General features: G+C 47.0%; 14 protein-coding genes and 1 tRNA gene. 8 read left to right on the top strand and 7 right to left on the bottom strand.

Annotated elements, in window-relative coordinates:
* Nucleotides 1-161: 161 nt before the first annotated feature.
* Nucleotides 162-1775: an RNA repair transcriptional activator RtcR gene (gene rtcR, locus J3U75_RS08670; protein WP_267391568.1), complete on the top strand. Its 1614-nt coding sequence runs from the start codon at nt 162-164 to the stop codon at nt 1773-1775.
* 130 nt (nt 1776-1905) lie between these two features.
* On the opposite strand, the gene galU is transcribed toward rtcR, so the two are convergent.
* The 4 genes from galU to ampD form a co-directional block, all read right to left on the bottom strand.
* On the bottom strand, nt 1906-2772 hold the full coding sequence (gene galU / locus J3U75_RS08665) for a UTP--glucose-1-phosphate uridylyltransferase GalU (RefSeq protein WP_100151929.1): 867 nt from the start codon (nt 2770-2772) through the stop codon (nt 1906-1908).
* An 11-nt stretch (nt 2773-2783) separates the two neighbouring features.
* On the bottom strand, nt 2784-5204 hold the full coding sequence (gene ligA / locus J3U75_RS08660; protein WP_267391567.1) for an NAD-dependent DNA ligase LigA: 2421 nt from the start codon (nt 5202-5204) through the stop codon (nt 2784-2786).
* Nucleotides 5205-5292: 88 nt separating this feature from the next.
* Nucleotides 5293-6555, bottom strand: coding sequence for a cell division protein ZipA C-terminal FtsZ-binding domain-containing protein (locus J3U75_RS08655; RefSeq protein ID WP_267391613.1), 1263 nt, complete (start codon nt 6553-6555; stop codon nt 5293-5295).
* Nucleotides 6556-6662: 107 nt separating this feature from the next.
* Entirely contained in the window at nt 6663-7247 is a 585-nt protein-coding gene (ampD, locus tag J3U75_RS08650; RefSeq protein ID WP_267391566.1) for a 1,6-anhydro-N-acetylmuramyl-L-alanine amidase AmpD, read from the bottom strand.
* 236 nt (nt 7248-7483) lie between these two features.
* Here ampD and J3U75_RS08645 point away from each other — a divergent pair.
* Nucleotides 7484-7559 (top strand) — tRNA-Phe (locus tag J3U75_RS08645).
* A 211-nt stretch (nt 7560-7770) separates the two neighbouring features.
* Here the strand turns inward: J3U75_RS08645 and J3U75_RS08640 are convergent.
* Nucleotides 7771-8160, bottom strand: coding sequence for a MarR family winged helix-turn-helix transcriptional regulator (locus J3U75_RS08640; RefSeq protein ID WP_267391565.1), 390 nt, complete (start codon nt 8158-8160; stop codon nt 7771-7773).
* 69 nt (nt 8161-8229) lie between these two features.
* Nucleotides 8230-8661 (bottom strand): hypothetical protein, encoded by a 432-nt coding sequence (locus J3U75_RS08635; RefSeq protein WP_267391564.1) that lies wholly within the window; start codon nt 8659-8661, stop codon nt 8230-8232.
* Nucleotides 8662-9038: 377 nt separating this feature from the next.
* Here J3U75_RS08635 and J3U75_RS08630 point away from each other — a divergent pair, with 377 nt between their 5' ends.
* Nucleotides 9039-10910 carry a non-ribosomal peptide synthetase gene (locus tag J3U75_RS08630; RefSeq protein ID WP_267391563.1) on the top strand — a complete coding sequence of 624 codons (1872 nt, stop codon included), beginning with the start codon at nt 9039-9041 and terminating at the stop codon, nt 10908-10910.
* 68 nt (nt 10911-10978) lie between these two features.
* Here J3U75_RS08630 and J3U75_RS08625 read toward each other — a convergent pair whose 3' ends face one another.
* On the bottom strand, nt 10979-13072 hold the full coding sequence (locus J3U75_RS08625; protein ID WP_267391562.1) for a condensation domain-containing protein: 2094 nt from the start codon (nt 13070-13072) through the stop codon (nt 10979-10981).
* A gap of 426 nt (nt 13073-13498) precedes the next feature.
* Between J3U75_RS08625 and J3U75_RS08620 the strand changes: the two genes are divergently transcribed.
* The 5 genes from J3U75_RS08620 (at nt 13499) to J3U75_RS08600 (ending at nt 19507) form a co-directional block, all read left to right on the top strand.
* A complete protein-coding gene (locus J3U75_RS08620) occupies nt 13499-14440 on the top strand; it encodes an ABC transporter permease (RefSeq protein ID WP_267391561.1) in 942 nt (313 codons plus the stop codon).
* Nucleotides 14440-15384 carry an iron chelate uptake ABC transporter family permease subunit gene (locus tag J3U75_RS08615; RefSeq protein WP_100151897.1) on the top strand — a complete coding sequence of 315 codons (945 nt, stop codon included), beginning with the start codon at nt 14440-14442 and terminating at the stop codon, nt 15382-15384. Before J3U75_RS08620 ends, J3U75_RS08615 begins: the two co-directional genes overlap by 1 nt.
* Nucleotides 15381-16151, top strand: a complete 771-nt coding sequence (locus J3U75_RS08610; RefSeq protein WP_100156536.1) for an ABC transporter ATP-binding protein — start codon at nt 15381-15383, stop codon at nt 16149-16151. Before J3U75_RS08615 ends, J3U75_RS08610 begins: the two co-directional genes overlap by 4 nt.
* A 2-nt stretch (nt 16152-16153) precedes the next feature.
* A complete protein-coding gene (locus tag J3U75_RS08605) occupies nt 16154-17140 on the top strand; it encodes a siderophore ABC transporter substrate-binding protein (RefSeq protein ID WP_323811361.1) in 987 nt (328 codons plus the stop codon).
* A gap of 102 nt (nt 17141-17242) precedes the next feature.
* Nucleotides 17243-19507, top strand: coding sequence for a TonB-dependent siderophore receptor (locus J3U75_RS08600; RefSeq protein ID WP_323811360.1), 2265 nt, complete (start codon nt 17243-17245; stop codon nt 19505-19507).
* Nucleotides 19508-19544 lie beyond the last annotated feature (37 nt).

Here is a 19544-nt window from a genome sequence, read left to right as displayed (position 1 = left end):
AGTGGGAACTTTTTGTATAAAAAGTTCATAAGTGATTATTTTTAATACTTAAATAAATATATTTTAAGTTTTTATGCACATTTTTATTGCAAAAAATACTCCATTTTTTTATCTATTTATATATAATTTTATGGATATTTATAAATGATAAGAAAGATGAGATGAATAAGAGAAACGTTGTTTTTGGCTTTTTGGGTAATGTTCTAGACCAGCGCGGCAAGGGGAGAAAACGCTGGGGGCGCTGGCGGCCTACGTTAGATGTCTGCAATCATCCAGAATTGCCGGTTTCACGCCTTGAGCTGTTGTATCAAGCCTGTGATAAGAGATTACTGACTGAAATTGTGCAGGATATTCACACTATTGCGCCGCAGACTCAGGTAAATCCGGTTGAGGTACAGATACGCGACCCGTGGGATTTCGAAGAGGTGTATACCTGTTTATTGGATTTAGCTAAAAGTTATCAGTTTGATGCTGAAGCGGAGAATTATTTTTTAAATATCACGACTGGTACGCATGTGATGCAGATTTGCTGGTTTTTGCTGGCTGAATCACGCTTTTATCCGGCTAGATTGTTGCAATCTTCCCCACCTGAAAAAAATACAGCCAAGGCGGAAAATGTGTTGTCTGTAGCTGAAGAACACCAGCATCTGTGCAGTAGAGGGCAGATTAATATTATTGATTTGAATTTACACCGCTACGACCAGATTCTGACTCGTTTCCAGCAGTATGCCAGTCAGGCGACTGAGTTACTTAAATCAGGTATTGCCACCCGAAATCAACATTACAATCAGTTAATTTCTGAAATAGAACAGGTGGCCAGCCGCTCACATGCGCCCATTCTGCTGTGTGGCCCTACTGGTGCGGGTAAATCATTTCTGGCTAAGCAAATTTACCAGCTTAAGCTGAATCAGCATCAACTAAGCGGGCAGTTTGTGGAAATTAATTGTGCCACGCTGTGTGGTGATAATGCTTTGTCCACTCTGTTTGGTCACCACAAAGGGGCATTTACCGGCGCCATTACGGCCAGAAGCGGCTTACTGAAACAGGCGGATAATGGTTTGCTGTTTCTGGATGAAATTGGCGAACTGGGGCTGGATGAGCAGGCTATTCTGCTGAAAGCGATTGAAGAAAAACAATTTTATCCGCTCGGTTCGGATAAGCTGGTATCCAGTCAGTTTCAGTTGATTGCCGGTACCAATAGAGATTTAAAGCAGGCTATTGCAGAAGGCAAGTTTAGGGAAGATTTGTACGCGCGCATTAATTTATGGAGCTATCAATTGCCCAGTCTGGCGGAACGTAAGGAAGATATAGAGCCAAATATCGATTTTGAGCTGGCGCGCTTTGCACAGGAATATGGCACCATGCCGCGCTTTAATCAGCAATCTAGAAGCCGTTATGTGAATTTTGCCACGTCGGCTACTGCTCTGTGGACAGGCAATTTCCGCGAGCTTACTGCGTCTATTACGCGCATGGCAACGTTAGCCACCCAAGGAAATATTACTTTGGTACAGGTTGAAGATGAAATTCAGCGTTTACAGCGACATTGGCAGCAAAACACTTCTAGGGATGCGCTGATTCCAGCTGAATTAGATGAATTTGACCGCTATCAATTAGAAAAAGTGCTGGAAGTATGCCGCAAAAGCCGAACTTTATCTGAAGCGGGTCGCTATCTGTTTGCGGTGTCACGAGCGCAGAAACAGCGTGCCAATGATGCTGACAGGCTGAAAAAATATCTGGCTAAATATGATATAAGTTGGGAACAAATAAAAAACTGATCTTGTTAAAACCTTTTAGCTACCGGAATTTAGAAATAGATATTTACTCTGACTGGTGTCTGAATTAAATAACGTGATTATCATAACCGGCCTAGGAGCAAAACCTGATACAGGCCGGCTATTGAAATAATTAACAAACCATTTGTTGCAATAGCTTCCGGAAGTCTTCCCCAACTAAAGGATGTTTCAAACCATAAGCTACGGTAGCCTCAAGATAACCAAGCTTATCACCGCAATCATAGCGGGTGCCGCTGAATGCATACGCAATCATCTTCTGCTCAGTTAGCAGGCGGGCAATTGCGTCCGTAAGCTGAATTTCACCTTCAGCACCACGCGGTAGATTTGTCAGAAAATCAAATACCCGTGCAGACAAAATATAGCGCCCTACTACACCTAGATGTGAAGGTGCATCATCAGGATGTGGTTTTTCGACGATGCTCTGGATATAATCATCCGTATCTTCACGGGCGATTTCCACGATGCCATATGCACCTGTCTGCTGCGGGTCAATATTTTCCACGCCCAGTACATTACAGCCAGTACGATAATAAACCTCCATCATCTGGCTTAATGCTCCCGGCTGGGCATCTATCAGGTCATCAGCCAGAACCACGGCGAAATTCTCTTTACCAATGGCCGCACGGCTGCATAATACTGCGTGCCCCAGACCTAATGCTGAAGGCTGCCGGATATACAGACAGGTAACATTGGGTGGCAAAATATCCTGCACAAAATCTAGTAGTTTATTTTGGTTACGATATGCCAGCTCGGTTTCTAACTCATACGCTTTGTCGAAATGATCTTCGATACAGCGTTTATTACGGCCGGTAATAAAAACCAGCTCGGTACAGCCGGCTGCCACTGCTTCTTCAACTGCATACTGAATCAGTGGTTTATCTACAATCGGTAGCATTTCTTTAGGGCTGGCTTTAGTAGCCGGTAAAAAGCGGGTACCCATCCCCGCCACCGGAAATACACATTTACGAATTGGTTGTATTTTCATCAGTTCTATTCTTTTATTCCCAACATGGTCATCAATGCGCTTTGGTCTAATATGGTAACACCAAGTGCTTCCGCTTTGGCCAGCTTACTGCCCGCATCTGCTCCAGCCACTACAAAATCGGTTTTCTTTGACACACTGCCACTTACTTTTCCACCACATTCTTCAATATGCTGCTGAGCCACATCGCGCGACCAGCTAGGTAAAGTGCCAGTAAGCACAAAGGTTTTACCGACTACGGCTTCATTGGCTGCTGATGTAATTTGTTCCGGCTGAACGGCAAGCAACTGCTCACATAAAGTTATGGTTTGTTTTAATAATTCATGATTTTGTGGTTCAGCACACCACAGCTGCCAGCTTTCGGGTAAAGCTTTATCGGTAAAAAGCTTAGCCCAGTCCATACCGGCCAGTTGCCATAATTTCTGTGCTCTCGACTCAGTCAGATTTGCTCCTGGTAAACGCGCGAGTATACGCTCAGGAATAAAATAATCTTGCAGTGGCAAACGACGGGTTTCCGGCTGAGGTTGCACACCAGCAGCAAGCAATTCCTTTAACTGGCTGGTTTGATCTTTCTGACTGAAAAAATAAGCCACAGAATGTGCTACTACACTGCCTATATCTGGCAAACAGGCCAATAAAGGCTCGGTAGCCTGTGTTAGTGTAGTCAGATCACCAAAAGCCTGTGCCAATTGTTTGGCTGTACGTTCGCCCACATGAAAAATACCTAAAGCATAGATAAGATTAGCAAGCGGGCGCTGACGGCTAGCCTGAATGCCTGCGAGAATATTTTCAGCCCATTTGGAAGGCTGCTGCTTGGCCGCTTTACCGGTTGTAGATAAGGCAAGCTCATCTGCCGCAGACTCTTCACTATTGGCCGCTTCCTGTTTAGCCTGCTGCTTCATCGCCAGTAAATCATCTAGTTGCAGATGATAGACATCAGCAAAATGGTGAACGCGTTTCTGAGCTACCAGCAATTCAATTTGGCGCTCGCCCAGATTTTCGATATCCATGGCACGGCGTGATGCAAAGTGAATCAGCGCCTGTACCCGCTGTGCCTGACACAGCATGCCGCCACTACAGCGCGCTACTGCTTCGCCCTCTTCGCGCACAATTTCATGACCACAAACTGGACAATGCTCCGGCATACGAAATGGCGGATACTTTGGTACTGCTTCTGCAGGTGTGATTAAATCGGTTTGTTGTTCCACCATCGGCCGCTGTGCCAGCACCACCGATACAATTTCCGGTATTACATCACCGGCACGGCGCACTATTACGGTATCACCCTCGCGCACATCTTTGCGCTGAGCCTCACCTTCATTATGTAATGTAGCATTTGTCACGGTCACACCGCCAACAAATACCGGCGTCAATCGCGCCACCGGTGTTACCGCACCGGTTCTTCCCACCTGCACATCAATGGCTTCTACCGTAGTCAACATTTCCTCAGCTGGAAATTTTTGCGCAATAGCAAAGCGCGGCGCGCGTGCCACATAGCCCAGTTTGTCCTGCTGTGCCAGATTATCAACTTTAATCACCACACCATCGATACCAAATGGTAAATCAGCACGCACCTGATAAATATGTTCATAAAAGGCAAGTATTTTTTCGATATTGGCGTGGTAACATAAAGTATCTTGCGGCGGAATGGTTAAGCCCAACCGAGCCATTAAAGCTAATTCTTCACTGTGACTTGCTACGGCAAAGCGTTCATCCAGTTGTGCCACACCATAAGCATAGAAATGCAGGCGTCGTTGCGCGGTAATTTTTGGGTCAAGCTGGCGCAAACTGCCGGCGGCGGCATTACGCGGATTGGCGAAAGTTTTCAGATTTTCTGCCTGCTGGTGCGCATTGAGCCGCTCAAAATCGGCTTTCAGCATCAGCACCTCACCCCGCACTTCGAGCACACTGGGTACATCGTTTTCTTGCAGGCGCAAAGGAATATTGATAATGGTGCGTACGTTTTCGGTTACGTCTTCGCCCGTATAGCCATCGCCACGAGTAGAAGCCTGTATCAATAAGCCGTCCCGATAAAGTAGACTGATGGCCAGACCATCAAATTTCGGTTCCACAATATAATCAGGCTCAGCACCCAGACCATCACGCACACGCTTATCAAAAGCATACATTTCGCTGTGGTCAAACTTATTATTATCGTCCAGCGGTGAAAATGCGTTATTCAGCGATAACATTGGAATCTGATGCACCACTGCAGTAAATTTTTGCTGCGCCTGCCCACCCACACGTCTGCTTGGGCTGTCTGGTTGGCGCCATTGCGGATACTGTTCTTCCCATGCTTGTAACTGTCGAAACAGCCGGTCATATTCAGCATCTGGGACAGTAGGCGCATCCAAATCATAGTACTCATGGGCATAGCGATTAAGCAGTGCAGTTAAATCAATTATTTGCTGTTCGCTTACTGAATCCATAGCAGTCTTTCCTTAAAGCAGCTAAAAAAAATGGCAAACCCCATTCTGCGGCTTGCCATCTCTTCTTTAATTAAAATCTCAGGCAATATCAGGAAAACAGTCTTTTTGCCAGTTCACTTCCGGGGTCCAGCTCAACTTGCTTCATTTCTTTCTGCCGGTCAATCACATAACGGCGCACTTCTCGCAGCCATTCAGTGGATAATTCTTCCACTTTATCATTAACCAGATCCAGACCCAGCTGACTAGAAAGCTTAACTGCCATATCCATAAACTGATCAAAACATTTTTCGCCGTTCGGTATATGTACTATATCAAATAACATACTGAATCCACGATAATTTTGATTTGCTAACAAAGTGGATGTAAACGGCGTGTTATCCAAGGTAACAATATTAAACAAAGGTTCACCATCACTACCGGCATAAAAGAACGCCCCATCGTGCCCAAGCTCAAATCCCTGTTTTTCCACCGCCGTGCGCAATTCCATTCCACTAACATTGCTACGCGATACTAGATGAATGGCAATGGTCTGATCAACACGGGCGCACAGCTCATCGAGCGGCCGCGCCACATCGAGGAAAGTGTTAATATCAGTTAACAATAACTGACCATCCATCTGCTCAGCGAAGCGATTTGCCTGTTCACCAAAATGCGCCAGCTCTTCATGGGTCAGCAGACCGCTACGACTGATTGCCTGTAAACCAACCACAAATCCCTGATAGTAAACACTAGGAATCGGCTCGGCTATCTGATACCGGTCGTCCATGGTGCAGCCCACCAGCCTAAAACGGGAACGGCTGCTCAAGCGCGGCATAGCATGCAATTCTTTCGGTTCGTACAAAGCAATATAAGCCAGATAATCAAAACGAACATCAAACCATGGCAGTGGCTGTTTGGACATATCGTGTACGTCCAGCAAAGTTTTACGTCCTTTTACTGCAACAGTACGTGATAATGGCACCATCGGGGCACGTTCAGATGTATTCCCTGCTGCAATCTCTTCAGAATCCGCTGCCGGCACAGGCTCTACCGCCTCAATGATTTCTTCTTCCGCTGCCAGCTCTTCAGAGGCTTCGGGCACGACGTTTTCACCGGTAAATATGGTTTCAGCCTGCGCCGCCACAGCATCTGCAGCTTTATCCTCCTCAGGCTCTGGCACCATGGCTTTGGTATTCAGCACCGACTGTGCTTCTGCACCATCGCGTACTGAATTTACCTGACTGTCCAGTAAAGCATCTTTATTGGCATGACCAAACTGATCACGCAACTGCTTGCGGTATTGGCTTTCCTGATAAATATTATAGGCCAGTACCGCCAGAATAATGGCTGCACCCACCACCAGCACAATCAATACAGAATCACTCATTACATTCCTACTAGACAATTTGCGAAAGCCGCAATTTAATTAACAGTTAACCGGAATTATAACCAAAAATACCACCCACAGGCAGCTTTAAGCTACAAAGGCCATTGATAATCCGTTATTACTGGCAAATGATGCTCACAGAGCCGCGGCCACTGAAAAAAATGCCCTGGGTCAGACTTACGTCCCGGCGCCACATGCTGATGACCAGTAATTGCGCGTATCGGATAACGGACACATAATGCTTGCAATAACTCAATTAGCTGTGCATATTGAAACTCTGTAAACGGCTCAAAATCGCAGCCTTCAAGCTCAATACCAATCGAAAACGCATTACAGCCTTCTCGCCCCTCAAACCGCGATACGCCCGCCTGATATGCTGCATCATCACAGGATACAAACTGCACTAAAGCACCACTGCGCTCAATCAAGAAATGACTGGATACGCGCAAAGCAGTAAGCGAGCGCATAAAATCATCCGGTTCATCCGCTTTAATCTGATTGGTAAACAGCCGCTGTACTGCTTCCTGTCCGTATTCAAAGGGTGGCAGGGAAATATTATGTAACACAATTAGCGATATATCGGCCGGCTGCGGGCGGGGACTAAAATTCGGCGACGGTGTATGCGTACATTGCTGCCACCAGCCATTTAACCATTGCGGCTTATCTTCGCCCTGCATCTGTTTCGCCTTTGTGATAAAAAATGCTTACCTTAATACAGCTCCGTTTACCCGTCCACTATTAACCAAAAACCAGACCTAGAAAGCATTTAGAGTGGAGCATTGGCTGCCAATATAGCAAGCAAAATGTCATGAATCAGATTTTTCTGTTACAGAAACAATCATATAAACAACCAAACCAATAAAATACTTGCCAAGCACGCTAATATCTGGTTTAATGCGCACTCTTCCCCGATGGCCAGATAGCTCAGTCGGTAGAGCAACGGACTGAAAATCCGTGTGTCGGCAGTTCGATCCTGCCTCTGGCCACCATTAATAACCGCCAAGAGCGGTTATTTTTTTGTATTCAATAAAACAATTTTTATTCAAATATAAATCAATCTTTGATCATAATTGTGGCAAATTTTTCTATAATTTGGGGAAACAATGATTGGCAATATCAGCCAATTGCCATATAAATGATGTTGGTATAATTAACATTTTAAGTCTACTATAGTTAAAGTAAACCGAAGAAAACTTAGTTTTAAACTTTCAACAGGGCTAAAAGCATCTGATGGAAGCGGTTTTTATTTTTCCCTAATGCCGCGAAAAACTGCTGGTCTATGTGCTCGACTAGAGGCACGGTTTGATTGGCCTTGTCGAAGCCGGCTGGTGTGAGGGTAATGGATTTGGCACGGCTGTCTCTGCTGGAAACGCTGCGGATGATATAGTCTTTTTTTTCTAGATTTTCCAGTATCTGTGAGATGGTCATGACGTCGATATTGGTTTTATCGGCGAGTAAGACTTGTGTGATTTCTTGCTCATATTGTGACAAATAGGCAAGTGTGGCCAGTACGATAAACTGGGGATGGGTGATGTGCTGCTGTTTGAGACAATTTTTTATTTGGTTGTGCCAGGACGAATAAGTTTTCATGAAAACAAAACCAATTGAATCGCTATCTTTGGTAAATTGTGTATGAAATTTATTGTCCTGACTCATTTTTTAGTTCTCGACGAGATGTTTCAATGCGTATGCTTTGTCCATAATATCATCAGAGATTTGTTTTAGAAAATCACGAGTTGCGGCATCATCAAGTTTTTCATCAGGAATGAGCGCAATTTCAGCTTTTAAGGCATATTGGTCTTTTGATAGCTGCACTATCTGATGGGAAAAATATAATAAGCCGATATCGGGCATATTAAATTCTTCAGTAAATTCCTGATTGGTTATGACTTTTGAAAGTGTTACAGGCATTGCGGGCATATGCTGAATTTTAAACATGCCCTGTACGCCGGTTTTGAGTTCGCCTGTGAGGCGAAATTCTTCTAGATCGGTTTCCCACTGCTGTCTTAATGCGATTTCAGTGAAGTAAGGCCAGATTTTTTCTGGTGTAGCTGTGGTTGGCAAAGTGAAAGTGATTGCTATTTTGTCCATTGTTTTCCCTTTTTAATAAGTAAACTTATTATATGTATACTTAGAATAAGGAGCAACAAAAATATTGTTGTGATTTATTCCTGCTAAATGTTTGCGGCTGTTTATGTTTTATACAAATCTGCTCTTTCAGCCAATTTGTCCCTACTCTTCTGCGTCTGGCAATTATTACCTGCTGAGTTTGACAAGATATATCTGACAATCAGATACGATTAGAAAAATATTTATAAATCATACCGATATTTATAAATGAAAATAATTATTATTATCTTTTAAAAAGCGTTAATCATGTATAGAATGTGTTTGTCTGCAGGCAGTTAACTGAGCGGGCAATGCTTGATGGCTGCCACTGTGTTTTCACGATAATGGGAGAAATTGATATGCAATCTGACCAAGCCGCGCTACAACAACCCTACCCTTCTGCATCAGATGACTATGTACCGGACGGATTGCATACAGAGGGTACAGGGGAGCAGGTGTTTGATTTTTTAGACCGTATCCGGCGTAATTTGTTTGCGGGTGCGGTGGATAAAACGGCACTCTTTTATGCTGGTCAGGCCATTAGTTATCCACAGATGGGTGAACAGGTGGCCAGATTCATGCAGGCATTGCAACAAAAAGATTTACAAGCTGGCGCGGTGGTGGCGGTGTGTCTGCCTAAAAGCGCGGAGCATGTGTATGCGGTGGTGGCATGCGCGCTGCTGGGCATTATTTGGTTACCGGTGGATATGGACGCACCACCGGCACGGCGTATGTATTTGCTCGACAATAGTGAGGTTGATGTCGTGATTGCACAAGCGCATATTGCTGGTCGGCAATGTATTGTGCTGGATGAGCTACCGTCAGCTCCGTTAATGCCGATGGCGGAATGCCGCTACCGGCTGGACAGAAGTGCGGCTTATTATTTGTATACTTCCGGCAGTACGGGGGTGCCGAAATGTGTGGTTCTGAATAATCAGGCTACGGCGAATGTGCTCGAACACACAATCGACAGGTGGCAAGTACGGCAGGAAGATGTGTTGATGGCGGTAACGCCATTTCATCATGATATGTCGGTATTCGATGTGTTTACGGCGATGGCTCAGGGAGCAACGCTGGTAGTGCCAACGATAATGCAAGTGAAGGATGCGTGTGCATGGGCTGAGCTGGTAGCCGAACATAAGATTACAGTGTGGGTGAGTGTGCCGGCAATTGTGTATATGCTGTGCAGTGTGGCGCGGCCGGAGCAATTACAATCGTTGCGGCTGGTGGCACAGGGAGGTGATTATATTAAGCCTGCTCTGATTGAGTATTTACGCCAGCAACTACCACAGGCTCGTCTGTTTTCGCTTGGGGGGCCGACGGAAACCACTATCTGGAGTATATGGCATGAAATAACAGCACAAGATGTGGATGTGATTCCTTATGGTCAGGCTTTGCCACACAACCGTTACTATATTCTGGACGAAGCATTGCAGCCGTGTGCGCTTGGTGAGGTGGGGCAAATGTATATGTCAGGTGTGAATCTATCCAATGGTTATCTGCTTAATGGGCAGATGCTGACCAATGATTTTGTGCCACTGGACTGCGCAGGCGGAAAAGTTGCATTACGTATGAGTGATCTGGGCTATATCCGTGAGGATGGCAATATTATTTTTGCGGGGCGTACGCAAGGTTATTTGAAGATTAAGGGAGTACGGATTTCGGCGGCAGAGGTGGAAGCGGTGCTGGCTAAATCCGGCGGCCTAGCCGATAGTGTGGTGGTGGGCTGTACGCATCCGGTAACAGCGATGCAGGAACTGGTGGCCGTGTATAAGCTGCCGGCGGGGATGGAGGATGTGGATATTTTGGCGTTGAAAGAACATCTGCTGTTGAGCCTGCCTAAATCACATATTCCGACACGCTGGCTGGCGGTTGAGGAAATTCCGCTAACACGCAATGTGAAAATTGACCGCAAGCTGGTTCAGCAAATGGCACAGGAACAGTTGTATCCGTCTGCACCGCAGGCTGAGACCACTTCAGTGCAGGAGCAGACTCTGGCTGCGGATATTGTGGCGATTTTCCACGACTTCCACTCGCAATCGGCTGCCAGTACCGAAAATATCACTGGACACACTGAGATTCTAGCGATGGGCATGCGACTGAAACAATTGATGCAGGTGGCTGACCGGATTAAAGAGCAGTTTGATATTAAGCTTGAGGCGCCGTTGCTGCTGCGTTGTAAGACGATACAGGATGTGGTGCGACAGGTGCAGCAGAAGATGCAGCATTAGTGTTAGAAAATAATATCAATAAAGTGCTTAAAGTAGATTTAAGCACTTTATTGTTTTGGGACTTTGGTTTAGCGACCAGCTTTGATGACAGCCTGAGCGGCCAATTGCAGCAATAACTGTTGTATTTCAGCGGCAATGCGTTGGACTAATGCGCTCGGGAAGCGGTGTGCCTGATAGGTGATGATCATGCTCAGGCTGGGCTGGTTGTTGATGAGGTTTTCCATGATTTCGAAATGCAGGCCAAACATGGATTCATTGCGTTCGGGCAGTATTTGCCGGTAGGGAACCGTACCCTGTGGGGTGTTGAGCTCACCGTTGAGGGCGTTGCCGGAGTGGATGTGGATGTATACGTCAAACATTAAGCCCTGATTATCGGGGATGCCGATGGCTTGCTGGATATAGTTTATCGGGATATCTGCATATTCCATGGATTCGTTGATTTGCTGGCTGGTGGCAGCTAGCAGGGAATCGAATGTCTGATGCGGACTAAAACGGATACGGTGAGCCACCATGGTGGTGAAGTAGCCGACGGTGTCAAAGTAATTTGGGTCGGTACGGCCGGAAGCTGAGGTGCCGATAACGATTTCTTGTAAATCGCCCTCTTTTTGCAGCACGCTGGCGATGGCGGTGTAAAACACGCTGAAAATAGAGGCGTGGTGGGTTCTGGCAAAGGCAGAAATTTGTTGATGGAAGGTGTGGTCGAAACTGAGTTGCAGCCATTCTACCTGTGGGATGCTGTTGCCGGTTGCGGGGACGGCTGTTTTTAGGTTCAGGCCGGTAACGGCTCCTTGCAGACGGCTGCGCCAGTATTCGAGGTGTTGCGGGTCGATGCCGTGCAAACGTTGCTGGCGTGCAAATTCATGAATACTCGGTACGCTATTTGGCCATTCAGGCGCTTTACCTTGCAGGCGGGCGGCGTAGGCGGTGTTTAAATTGGCCATGATGGTATTTAGAGACCATTCGTCGATGACCATGTGATGCACGAGAAAAGAAAGAATGGTGTGGTCGTTTTTGGCTTTTAATAACCGGATTCTGAGTGGCAGTTCGCGGGTCAGGTCAAACTGGTAGGCAGCTTCGGAGGCCAGGATTGCGCCGGTGCTGTCGCTGCTTGGCCAGAACCAGTGGTATTGCTTTAGTTCGGCTACAGGCACGGTGTATTGTATGGTTTGCTTTCCATCACTGCGAAATAGTGTACGCAAACCAACGTGGCGGATGATTAAGTCCTGAAAAGCCTGATGCAAAGCTTCTTCATTGATTGGCTGCAGAAATTCTACAGCAAAGGGTAAGTTGTATATGGGACTAAAGTTGAAAGCACGGTAGGCCTGCCATAGAAAATCCTGTGCCAGTGTTAGGGGTGCCTGCTCATCCGGCTGTGCTTCAGTGGTGTTGGCTGGTGCCTGCTCTTGCCGCGCAACTGCAGCCAGTGCACGGGCGGTGGGTGATTTGAAGAAGTCGTTGAAGGTGAGTTTGACGCCATGGTTGTTTTGTAGGTTGCCAATGACGCGGGTAGCCAGCAGTGAATGTCCACCAAAGTCGAAGAAGTCATCGTCCGCTGACATATCCGGCTCAGCCAGTGTGTTTCTGAACTCGGTCAGAATAAGGTCAGAAATGGCACTGTTAGCGTGTGCCTGAACCATGGTGTTGAGGCCGTCTAGATTAATGGGAATCAGCTCGGGCGGGCGGGTAGAATGACTCAACTTGGTGTAATCAGCCATTATTTCTTCACATAGTTCTTCGGTTGTGAATGATTGTGAGAGTATTGGATGGAAGCGAAAGGCCAGTGTAACGCCAGTGCTGGTGCTGATGATATCGGCCAAAAACGGGGGCATGCTTTCTGGTTGCCATTGAAGCTGCGCCAGAGTAGTTAATAAGCCGGCAACGCTGTCTGAGTCTGTCTGCTCATGATGTATGCAGGCTGTCCAGTCTGTGTCTGGATATTTGTATAAATCGCCATCATCGGTGAATTCGTAACGGGTATTTAAATCGGGATGGTTGCTGAGCAGATTTTGAATGCTTTGTTGCAGGATGGCAGTATCCGGAGCAGGATGCATCTGCCATGCTGTGAGCTGATATTTTATCTGCTCCGGTTCCTGCAATTGCTGCATCCAGATGTATTCTTCGTGTTCGGTTGCGGGTGATGGTGCTGTTTGGGTGTTGAGCATGCTGTTTAACCTCTCTTGTCTTGACTATGCTAAGTGAGTAAATGTTAATTGATGGCCGTTTATTGGTATAAAAAGCCAATAAATTAACTTTTATTAACTATTTGAGGGGCTTGTGTCGGTGTTATTCTGCTTTTGAAGCTAGATTGTTTTTATTGTATTAATAAGACTTTACATATAATTTAGCAATATAATACAATTGATTCTCATTTCCATCAATAATAATCGGTGTTATCTATTTTGGGCATATGTTATGAATCATGTGCTCATGAGATAAGAATTCAATACACCTTCTTGAGGAGAATCAATGCGCGGGCGGTTTCAGCCAGAGCAGGCGCAGAATTTATCCTGCCGGCTTGCAGTTTTTCTTATTTTCAATTCAATGTCGATAGCAAGGTGCTGTTGTCACGCTGATAAGGCTTTAGGCTGATGTATCGCGCGCTGACGGCTGTGTTTATCAGTTTGTGCATTGTGTCTTTGCTGGTAGGCTCAGATCCGGTGTCATGGTCGGGCTTACTGGCCGGTGCCGAGGGTGACTGGCTGACGCTACGCGCCAGCCGTCTGCCGCGCCTGATAGCCATTATTCTGACGGGTATGGGGCTGTCTGTTAGCGGGGTGATTTTGCAACAGATTGTCCGCAATAAATTTGTGGAACCGGAAACGGCTGGCGGGCTGGATGCGGCTAAGCTGGGCATTCTGGTATCGCTGGTGCTGCTGCCTTCAGCCGGTGTGTTCAGCAAAATGCTGACTGCACTGCTGTTCTGCTTTGTAGCCGGTGCGATTTATATTTTGATTGTTGCCAGAATCCGTTTTCAACAAGTTGTGCTGATTCCGGTTATCGGGCTGATGTATGGCTGTGTGCTCAGTGCTGCAGCTGAATTCTATGCTTATAAATATAATCTTCTCCAAAATGTGCAAGGTTGGCTAATGGGTGATTTTGCCCGTGTGGTACAGGGGCATTATGAGCTGCTGTATGTGCTGATTCCGGTGCTTGTGCTCAGCTTTGTGTTTGCTCAGCGGTTTACAGTGGTGGGCATGGGGGCGGAAATGGCCACTAGTCTGGGTGTGGGCTACCGGCGTACGGTGGCGCTGGGGTTGCTGCTGGTTTCGATAACGGTGGCTGCCACGGTAATTACGGTGGGATCGATTCCATTTATTGGGCTGGTGATTCCAAACTTGGTAGCGCTGAAATATGGTGAACATTTGGCTAAAACCCTGCCACTGGTGGCGCTTGGTGGTGCCTGCTTGCTGCTGTTGTGTGATATCTGCGGCCGTCTGCTGATTTATCCGTTCGAAGTACCGATTGGGCTAACAGCTGGAGCGGTGGGCGGCATTGTGTTTCTGTTACTGATTTTGCGGGGGTTACGCTGATGAACCGTCGCTTCTGGATACTATGTGCCTGCATTGTCGGACTGGCGTTGTTTTTTATGCTGTATGACTCCGGCTTTGATGTTGATTATGTACTGCCCAAACGCCTGTTGCGGCTCGGAACGATTCTGCTGGCAGGTGTGTGCATTGCGGTGTCATCGGTGGTATTTCAGACATTGGTGACCAACCGTGTTCTCACGCCAGCAGTGATGGGCTATGAATCGGTTTATCTGTTTTGGCAGGTGCTGCTGCTGTTTTTTCTCGGACAGAGTGGTTTGGGGCTGCTGGGACTCAATGGCAATTTCTTTGCTTCAATGGGTCTGATGCTGTTGTATTCATGGCTGATTCATCATTTTCTGCTGCCACGCGCACGGCAGAATCTGTGGTTATTGCTGTTGTTTGGACTGGTGCTGACGATGGTGATTACGACGCTGACGCAGTTTATTGAGCTGAAAATTAGCCCAGGTGAATTTTCGGTGTTTCAGGGTATTAATTATGCTTCGTTTAATCATTCGGAAATTCAGACTCTAATTTATGCAGCAGTAGCGATGCTGGTTGTGGGCAGCTTGGGCTACCCGTATCTATCCACGCTGGATGTGATGGCACTGGGTGAAGAACAGGCTGTGTCGCTGGGAGTAGATTACGCACGTTTTGTGCGCTGGGGATTTGGTCTGATTGCGGTGCTGGTAGCGGTATCGACTAGTCTGGTAGGGCCGACGGCATTTATGGGTGTATTTATTGCCAATATGGCTTATGCCTTTGCCGGCCATTTTCAGCATAAACGCATTCTATGGTTTGCCAGTGCGGTGGCGGTGGCGGTGTTTCTGGTGGCGCAGATTCTGGTGGAGCATGTGTTCAATTATAAGACCACGGTCAGTATTTTAATTAACCTGATTTGCGGGGTGTATTTCCTGCTGCTGATTGTGCGTCATCGGGGAATGGCATGATTGATATTCGGAATATTTGTAAAAGTTATGGCCATAAGCCGGTGCTGAAGGATATTAATCTGCAGCTGCCGCTGCATCAGGTAACGGCATTGATCGGGCCGAATGGGGCAGGTAAATCCACACTGCTCATGATTCTGGCCCGTTTACTATCCCCTACTTCGGGCACGATTCTGCTGGAAAAGCAGGATATCGCTGCCATCCGGACTGCTGAATATGCCCGTCTGGTGGCAACGCTGCGCCAGTCGACTTATTTCGGCCTGCGCCTAACGGTAAAGGAGCTGGTGTCTTTCGGCCGTTTTCCGTATGGGCACGGGGTGCTGTCTGCACGCGACCATCAGGTGATAAATGAGGCCATTGATTTTTTGGGGCTGGGTGCGCTGCGCGATGTGTATATCGATGAATTAAGTGGCGGTCTGCGCCAAATGGCTTTTTTAGCAATGACGATTGCACAGGAAACACCGATTCTGCTGCTGGATGAGCCGCTAAACAATCTGGATATGAATCATGCGGTACAGATTATGTCAGCGGTGCGGCGGCTGTGTGAGGAGCAACAAAAAACGGTGATTATGGTGGTGCATGATATTAATTTTACGGCCAATTATTCTGATTATATTGTGGCCTTAAAACAGGGACAGGTGTATTTCAGCGGGGCTACTCATGAAGTCATAACAGAAGAGCGTTTGAGCGGGCTATATGAACTGGAATTTGAAATCAGTCAGGGTAAGCATGGTTATGTGTGTCAGTATTTTCATACGTTGAAAGGATAAATATGAACGGGAAACTCAGAAAAAGTGCACTCGGTGTGCTGGGACTGACGGCGGTGATGTCTCTGCTGGCGGTGAGTGGATGTGATAAGCAGGCGGCACCGACAACCGCCACACCGGTACAAATGCGTGCCCAACCACTGGTTATCAAACACCAGCTGGGTACCACCACAATTAATGATGTGCCACAGCGGGTGGCGGCGCTGGATATGAATGAAGCAGACTTTCTGGATCAGCTCAATGTGCCGATTGCCGGCATGCCTAAGGATTTTATTCCGCATTTTCTGAAAAAATATCAAAATAATCATGATGATATTGCGGACTTAGGCGGTATTGTGCAGCCGAATATGGAGCGCATCCATACCTTGAAACCAGACCTGATTTTAATGACTCCGATTCAGAAAGACCATTATCAGGAGCTGAGTGAGATTGCACCCACGCTGTATTATGAAATTAATTTCAATAACAGTGAACACGGACATCTAGACACAATTAAGAACCATCTGCTGACGCTGGGTAAGATTTTCAACCGTGAAGAGCTGGCAAGCACTAAGGTGGCGCAGTTGGATGCAGAGGTGAATAAAGTACGCGCGGTAACAAAAGGACGGCCGGAAAAGGCGCTGGTGGTACTGTACAACAATGGTTCTTTTAGCAATTACGGGGTGGATTCCCGTTACGGCTTTATTTTCAGCGATCTGGGAGTAAAACCGGCCAGCAATGACACCAGCACCACGCTGCATGGACAGCCAATTTCCAGTGAGTTTATCAAACGGGCTGACCCAGACATTCTGTATATCATCGACCGCACTTCGGTAATGGAACATCAGCCAGTGATTACGGAGGCTCAGGTAACCAATCCGTTATTGCGCGCCACCAAAGCATGGAAGAATAAGCGCGTGGTTTTTGTGGATGCCGATGCCTGGTATACCACTGGTGCCAGCCCTACTTCGATGCGTTTGCTGATGCAGGATGTGATGAAAGGTTATCAATAATACTGATAACGATTTCACAACCAAACCCTTATCAGCCTACAGGAATCAACTACTGCCAATAAATTTAAACATTTTTGTAGACTGAATTTTCAGGAGAAATTGATGGGTAAACACACGCATCACCGCAGGCAGGATGGCCTGTCTGCGCCCCAGAAACGCGATAGCCGTGGCTTACAAGCTGCTGCTTTTGCACCCAAAGCGCTGCTACTGAGTATGGCCAGTGCCATGCTGATGTATGCGCCGGTGCTGTATGCTCAACCGGCTGATGATGAGGCTAAAGCAGCGGTGAGGAAAGCTTCTACTACTAAGGCACAACCTTCCGGTGAAGCCAACCTGGCCGAAGTGGTGGTTGAAGCAGGACAAAGTAGCACTTACCCCGGCGGCCATGTGTCTAAAAACAGTCGTATTGGTTTTCTTGGCAATAAAACAGCAATGGAAACGCCGTTTAATACGGTGAGCTATACGGATAAATTTGTTGAAGACAGTCAGGCACGCAATATTACAGATGTGATTGCAGCTACCGACCCATCTGTTTTTACCAATGGGGCAATTGGCGGCTGGAGTGAAAATTACTATATTCGTGGTTTTCAGTCTGATACCAATGATATGTCGATGAACGGGTTATTCGGTATTGCGCCATATTACCGTACGCCACCGGCCATGTTTTCACGGATTGAGGTTCTGAAAGGACCTTCTGCGCTGCTGAATGGTATGCCGCCGTCCGGTTCGGTGGCGGGTACGGTTAATCTGGTATCCAAACGCGCCGGAGATGAACCGCTGCTGCGAATATCACCTACCTATATGTCTGATTCGCAATGGGGCGGCACGATTGATGCCAGCCGTCGGTTTGGTCAGGACAAACAGTTTGGTATCCGTGTCAACGGTGTGTATCAGGATGGTTCCGGACCGGTGAGGCAGCAGGATCTGAAAACGCAGCTTGGTTCGATAGGAATGGACTGGCGCGGCCACCGAGCCAGAGTTTCAGCCGATGTGTATATGGCTAATGACCGTGTGGATGGCGTAGTGAGGGGGATCAATCTGGGCAAGATAAAAGATGTTCCTGCACCGCCAAACCCGAAAACGCTGGTCAATCCCGACTGGTCTTATGTCAGCAATAAAGACCGCGGTGCAATGATGCGGGCTGAATATGATTTTAACGATAACATCACGGCTTATGCAGCGTTTGGTCGCAGTAAAACCAAATATGAATACAACGGTGCCACTTCTTCTGAGCTGCTGGACAATAAAGGCACCATCAATACGATGATTGGCCAGCTAGCATTCGATGTGGATAAAAAATCCGCAGACGTGGGTTTGAAAGGTCAATTCAATACCGGTCCGGTGGCACATCAGTGGGTAATGAATACCACTTATTACAAACATGATGAGCATGATTACGGGGTGAGAAGAGTAGCCGGTGCTGACTGGATTACCAATATGTATCACCCCAAATGGGGCAAAACGGTACCGTTCAATAAACCACCAATTTCAGTCAGTACGCTTGAGCTCACCAGCTATGGAGCGGCCGATATCATGTCTTTTCTGGATGAAAGACTGCAACTAACACTGGGGCTGCGTTATCAGGAGGTGAAAAGCGATATGTTCTCTCCCGGCTATAAAACGCTGATGACTCATTACAAAAAACATGCTTTAACGCCCGGTACAGCACTGCTGTTTAAAGCCAATGACCATATATCGCTGTATGGTAATTATATACAAGGGCTGACAAAGGGTGATTCGGCGCCAATTACGGCGGCCAACTACCCGAAAGTATTTGCACCGTATAAAACCAAGCAGGCTGAGCTGGGGATTAAATTTGATTACGACAAGCTGTCACAAACCATCAGCCTGTTCACCATTAAAAAACCCAGCAGTTATACGGATGTGGTCACCAATATGTTTACCTCTGGCGGCCAGCAGCGCAACCGTGGTATTGAGTGGAGCTTTATTGCCACGCCGATTGAAAATGTTCGTCTGATGGGGGGTGCCAGCTACATTAAACCGGAGCTCACTCGGCTAGCCAAACGAGATAATGAAGGCAATATGGCCACTGGTGTGGCCAAGGTTCAGGGCAAGCTGGGTGCAGAATGGGATATCCGTGCCGCTGCTGGTGTTGTGACCCTATCTGCCAACGCCACCGCTGTATCCAAGCAATACCTAAATCAGGAAAATACTTTATCTGTGGGCGGTCACACTGTCTATGATGTGGGCGCCCGCTATAACGCTAAAGTATCCGGCCATCCGTTTACGGTACGCGCAGAAGTGAAGAATCTTACCAATAAAGCTTATTGGGGCATGCCACGCCTGTCGAATCTATCGCTGGGGGCACCACGTACATTCTATGTATCTGGTTCATACGATTTCTGATTTCCTACCAGCCATCAAAAAAAATCGCCCGCAGGCG

Source organism: Snodgrassella sp. B3088 (genome assembly GCF_026535815.1).
In the GTDB taxonomy this organism is placed as follows: domain Bacteria; phylum Pseudomonadota; class Gammaproteobacteria; order Burkholderiales; family Neisseriaceae; genus Snodgrassella; species Snodgrassella alvi_E.
This window is presented reverse-complemented; position numbering and strand designations above follow the sequence as displayed.

Bases quoted from the DNA above. Each gene is read 5' to 3' on its own strand.
- J3U75_RS08640 (WP_267391565.1), bottom strand. From the start codon at position 8,160: ATGAAAACTTATTCGTCCTGGCACAACCAAATAAAAAATTGTCTCAAA.
- J3U75_RS08625 (WP_267391562.1), bottom strand. From the start codon at position 13,072: ATGCTCAACACCCAAACAGCACCATCACCCGCAACCGAACACGAAGAA.
- J3U75_RS08610 (WP_100156536.1), top strand. From the start codon at position 15,381: ATGATTGATATTCGGAATATTTGTAAAAGTTATGGCCATAAGCCGGTG.
- J3U75_RS08620 (WP_267391561.1), top strand. From the start codon at position 13,499: ATGTATCGCGCGCTGACGGCTGTGTTTATCAGTTTGTGCATTGTGTCT.
- rtcR (WP_267391568.1), top strand. From the start codon at position 162: ATGAATAAGAGAAACGTTGTTTTTGGCTTTTTGGGTAATGTTCTAGAC.
- J3U75_RS08635 (WP_267391564.1), bottom strand. From the start codon at position 8,661: ATGGACAAAATAGCAATCACTTTCACTTTGCCAACCACAGCTACACCA.
- ampD (WP_267391566.1), bottom strand. From the start codon at position 7,247: ATGCAGGGCGAAGATAAGCCGCAATGGTTAAATGGCTGGTGGCAGCAA.
- J3U75_RS08630 (WP_267391563.1), top strand. From the start codon at position 9,039: ATGCAATCTGACCAAGCCGCGCTACAACAACCCTACCCTTCTGCATCA.
- J3U75_RS08615 (WP_100151897.1), top strand. From the start codon at position 14,440: ATGAACCGTCGCTTCTGGATACTATGTGCCTGCATTGTCGGACTGGCG.
- J3U75_RS08605 (WP_323811361.1), top strand. From the start codon at position 16,154: ATGAACGGGAAACTCAGAAAAAGTGCACTCGGTGTGCTGGGACTGACG.
- ligA (WP_267391567.1), bottom strand. From the start codon at position 5,204: ATGGATTCAGTAAGCGAACAGCAAATAATTGATTTAACTGCACTGCTT.
- J3U75_RS08600 (WP_323811360.1), top strand. From the start codon at position 17,243: ATGGGTAAACACACGCATCACCGCAGGCAGGATGGCCTGTCTGCGCCC.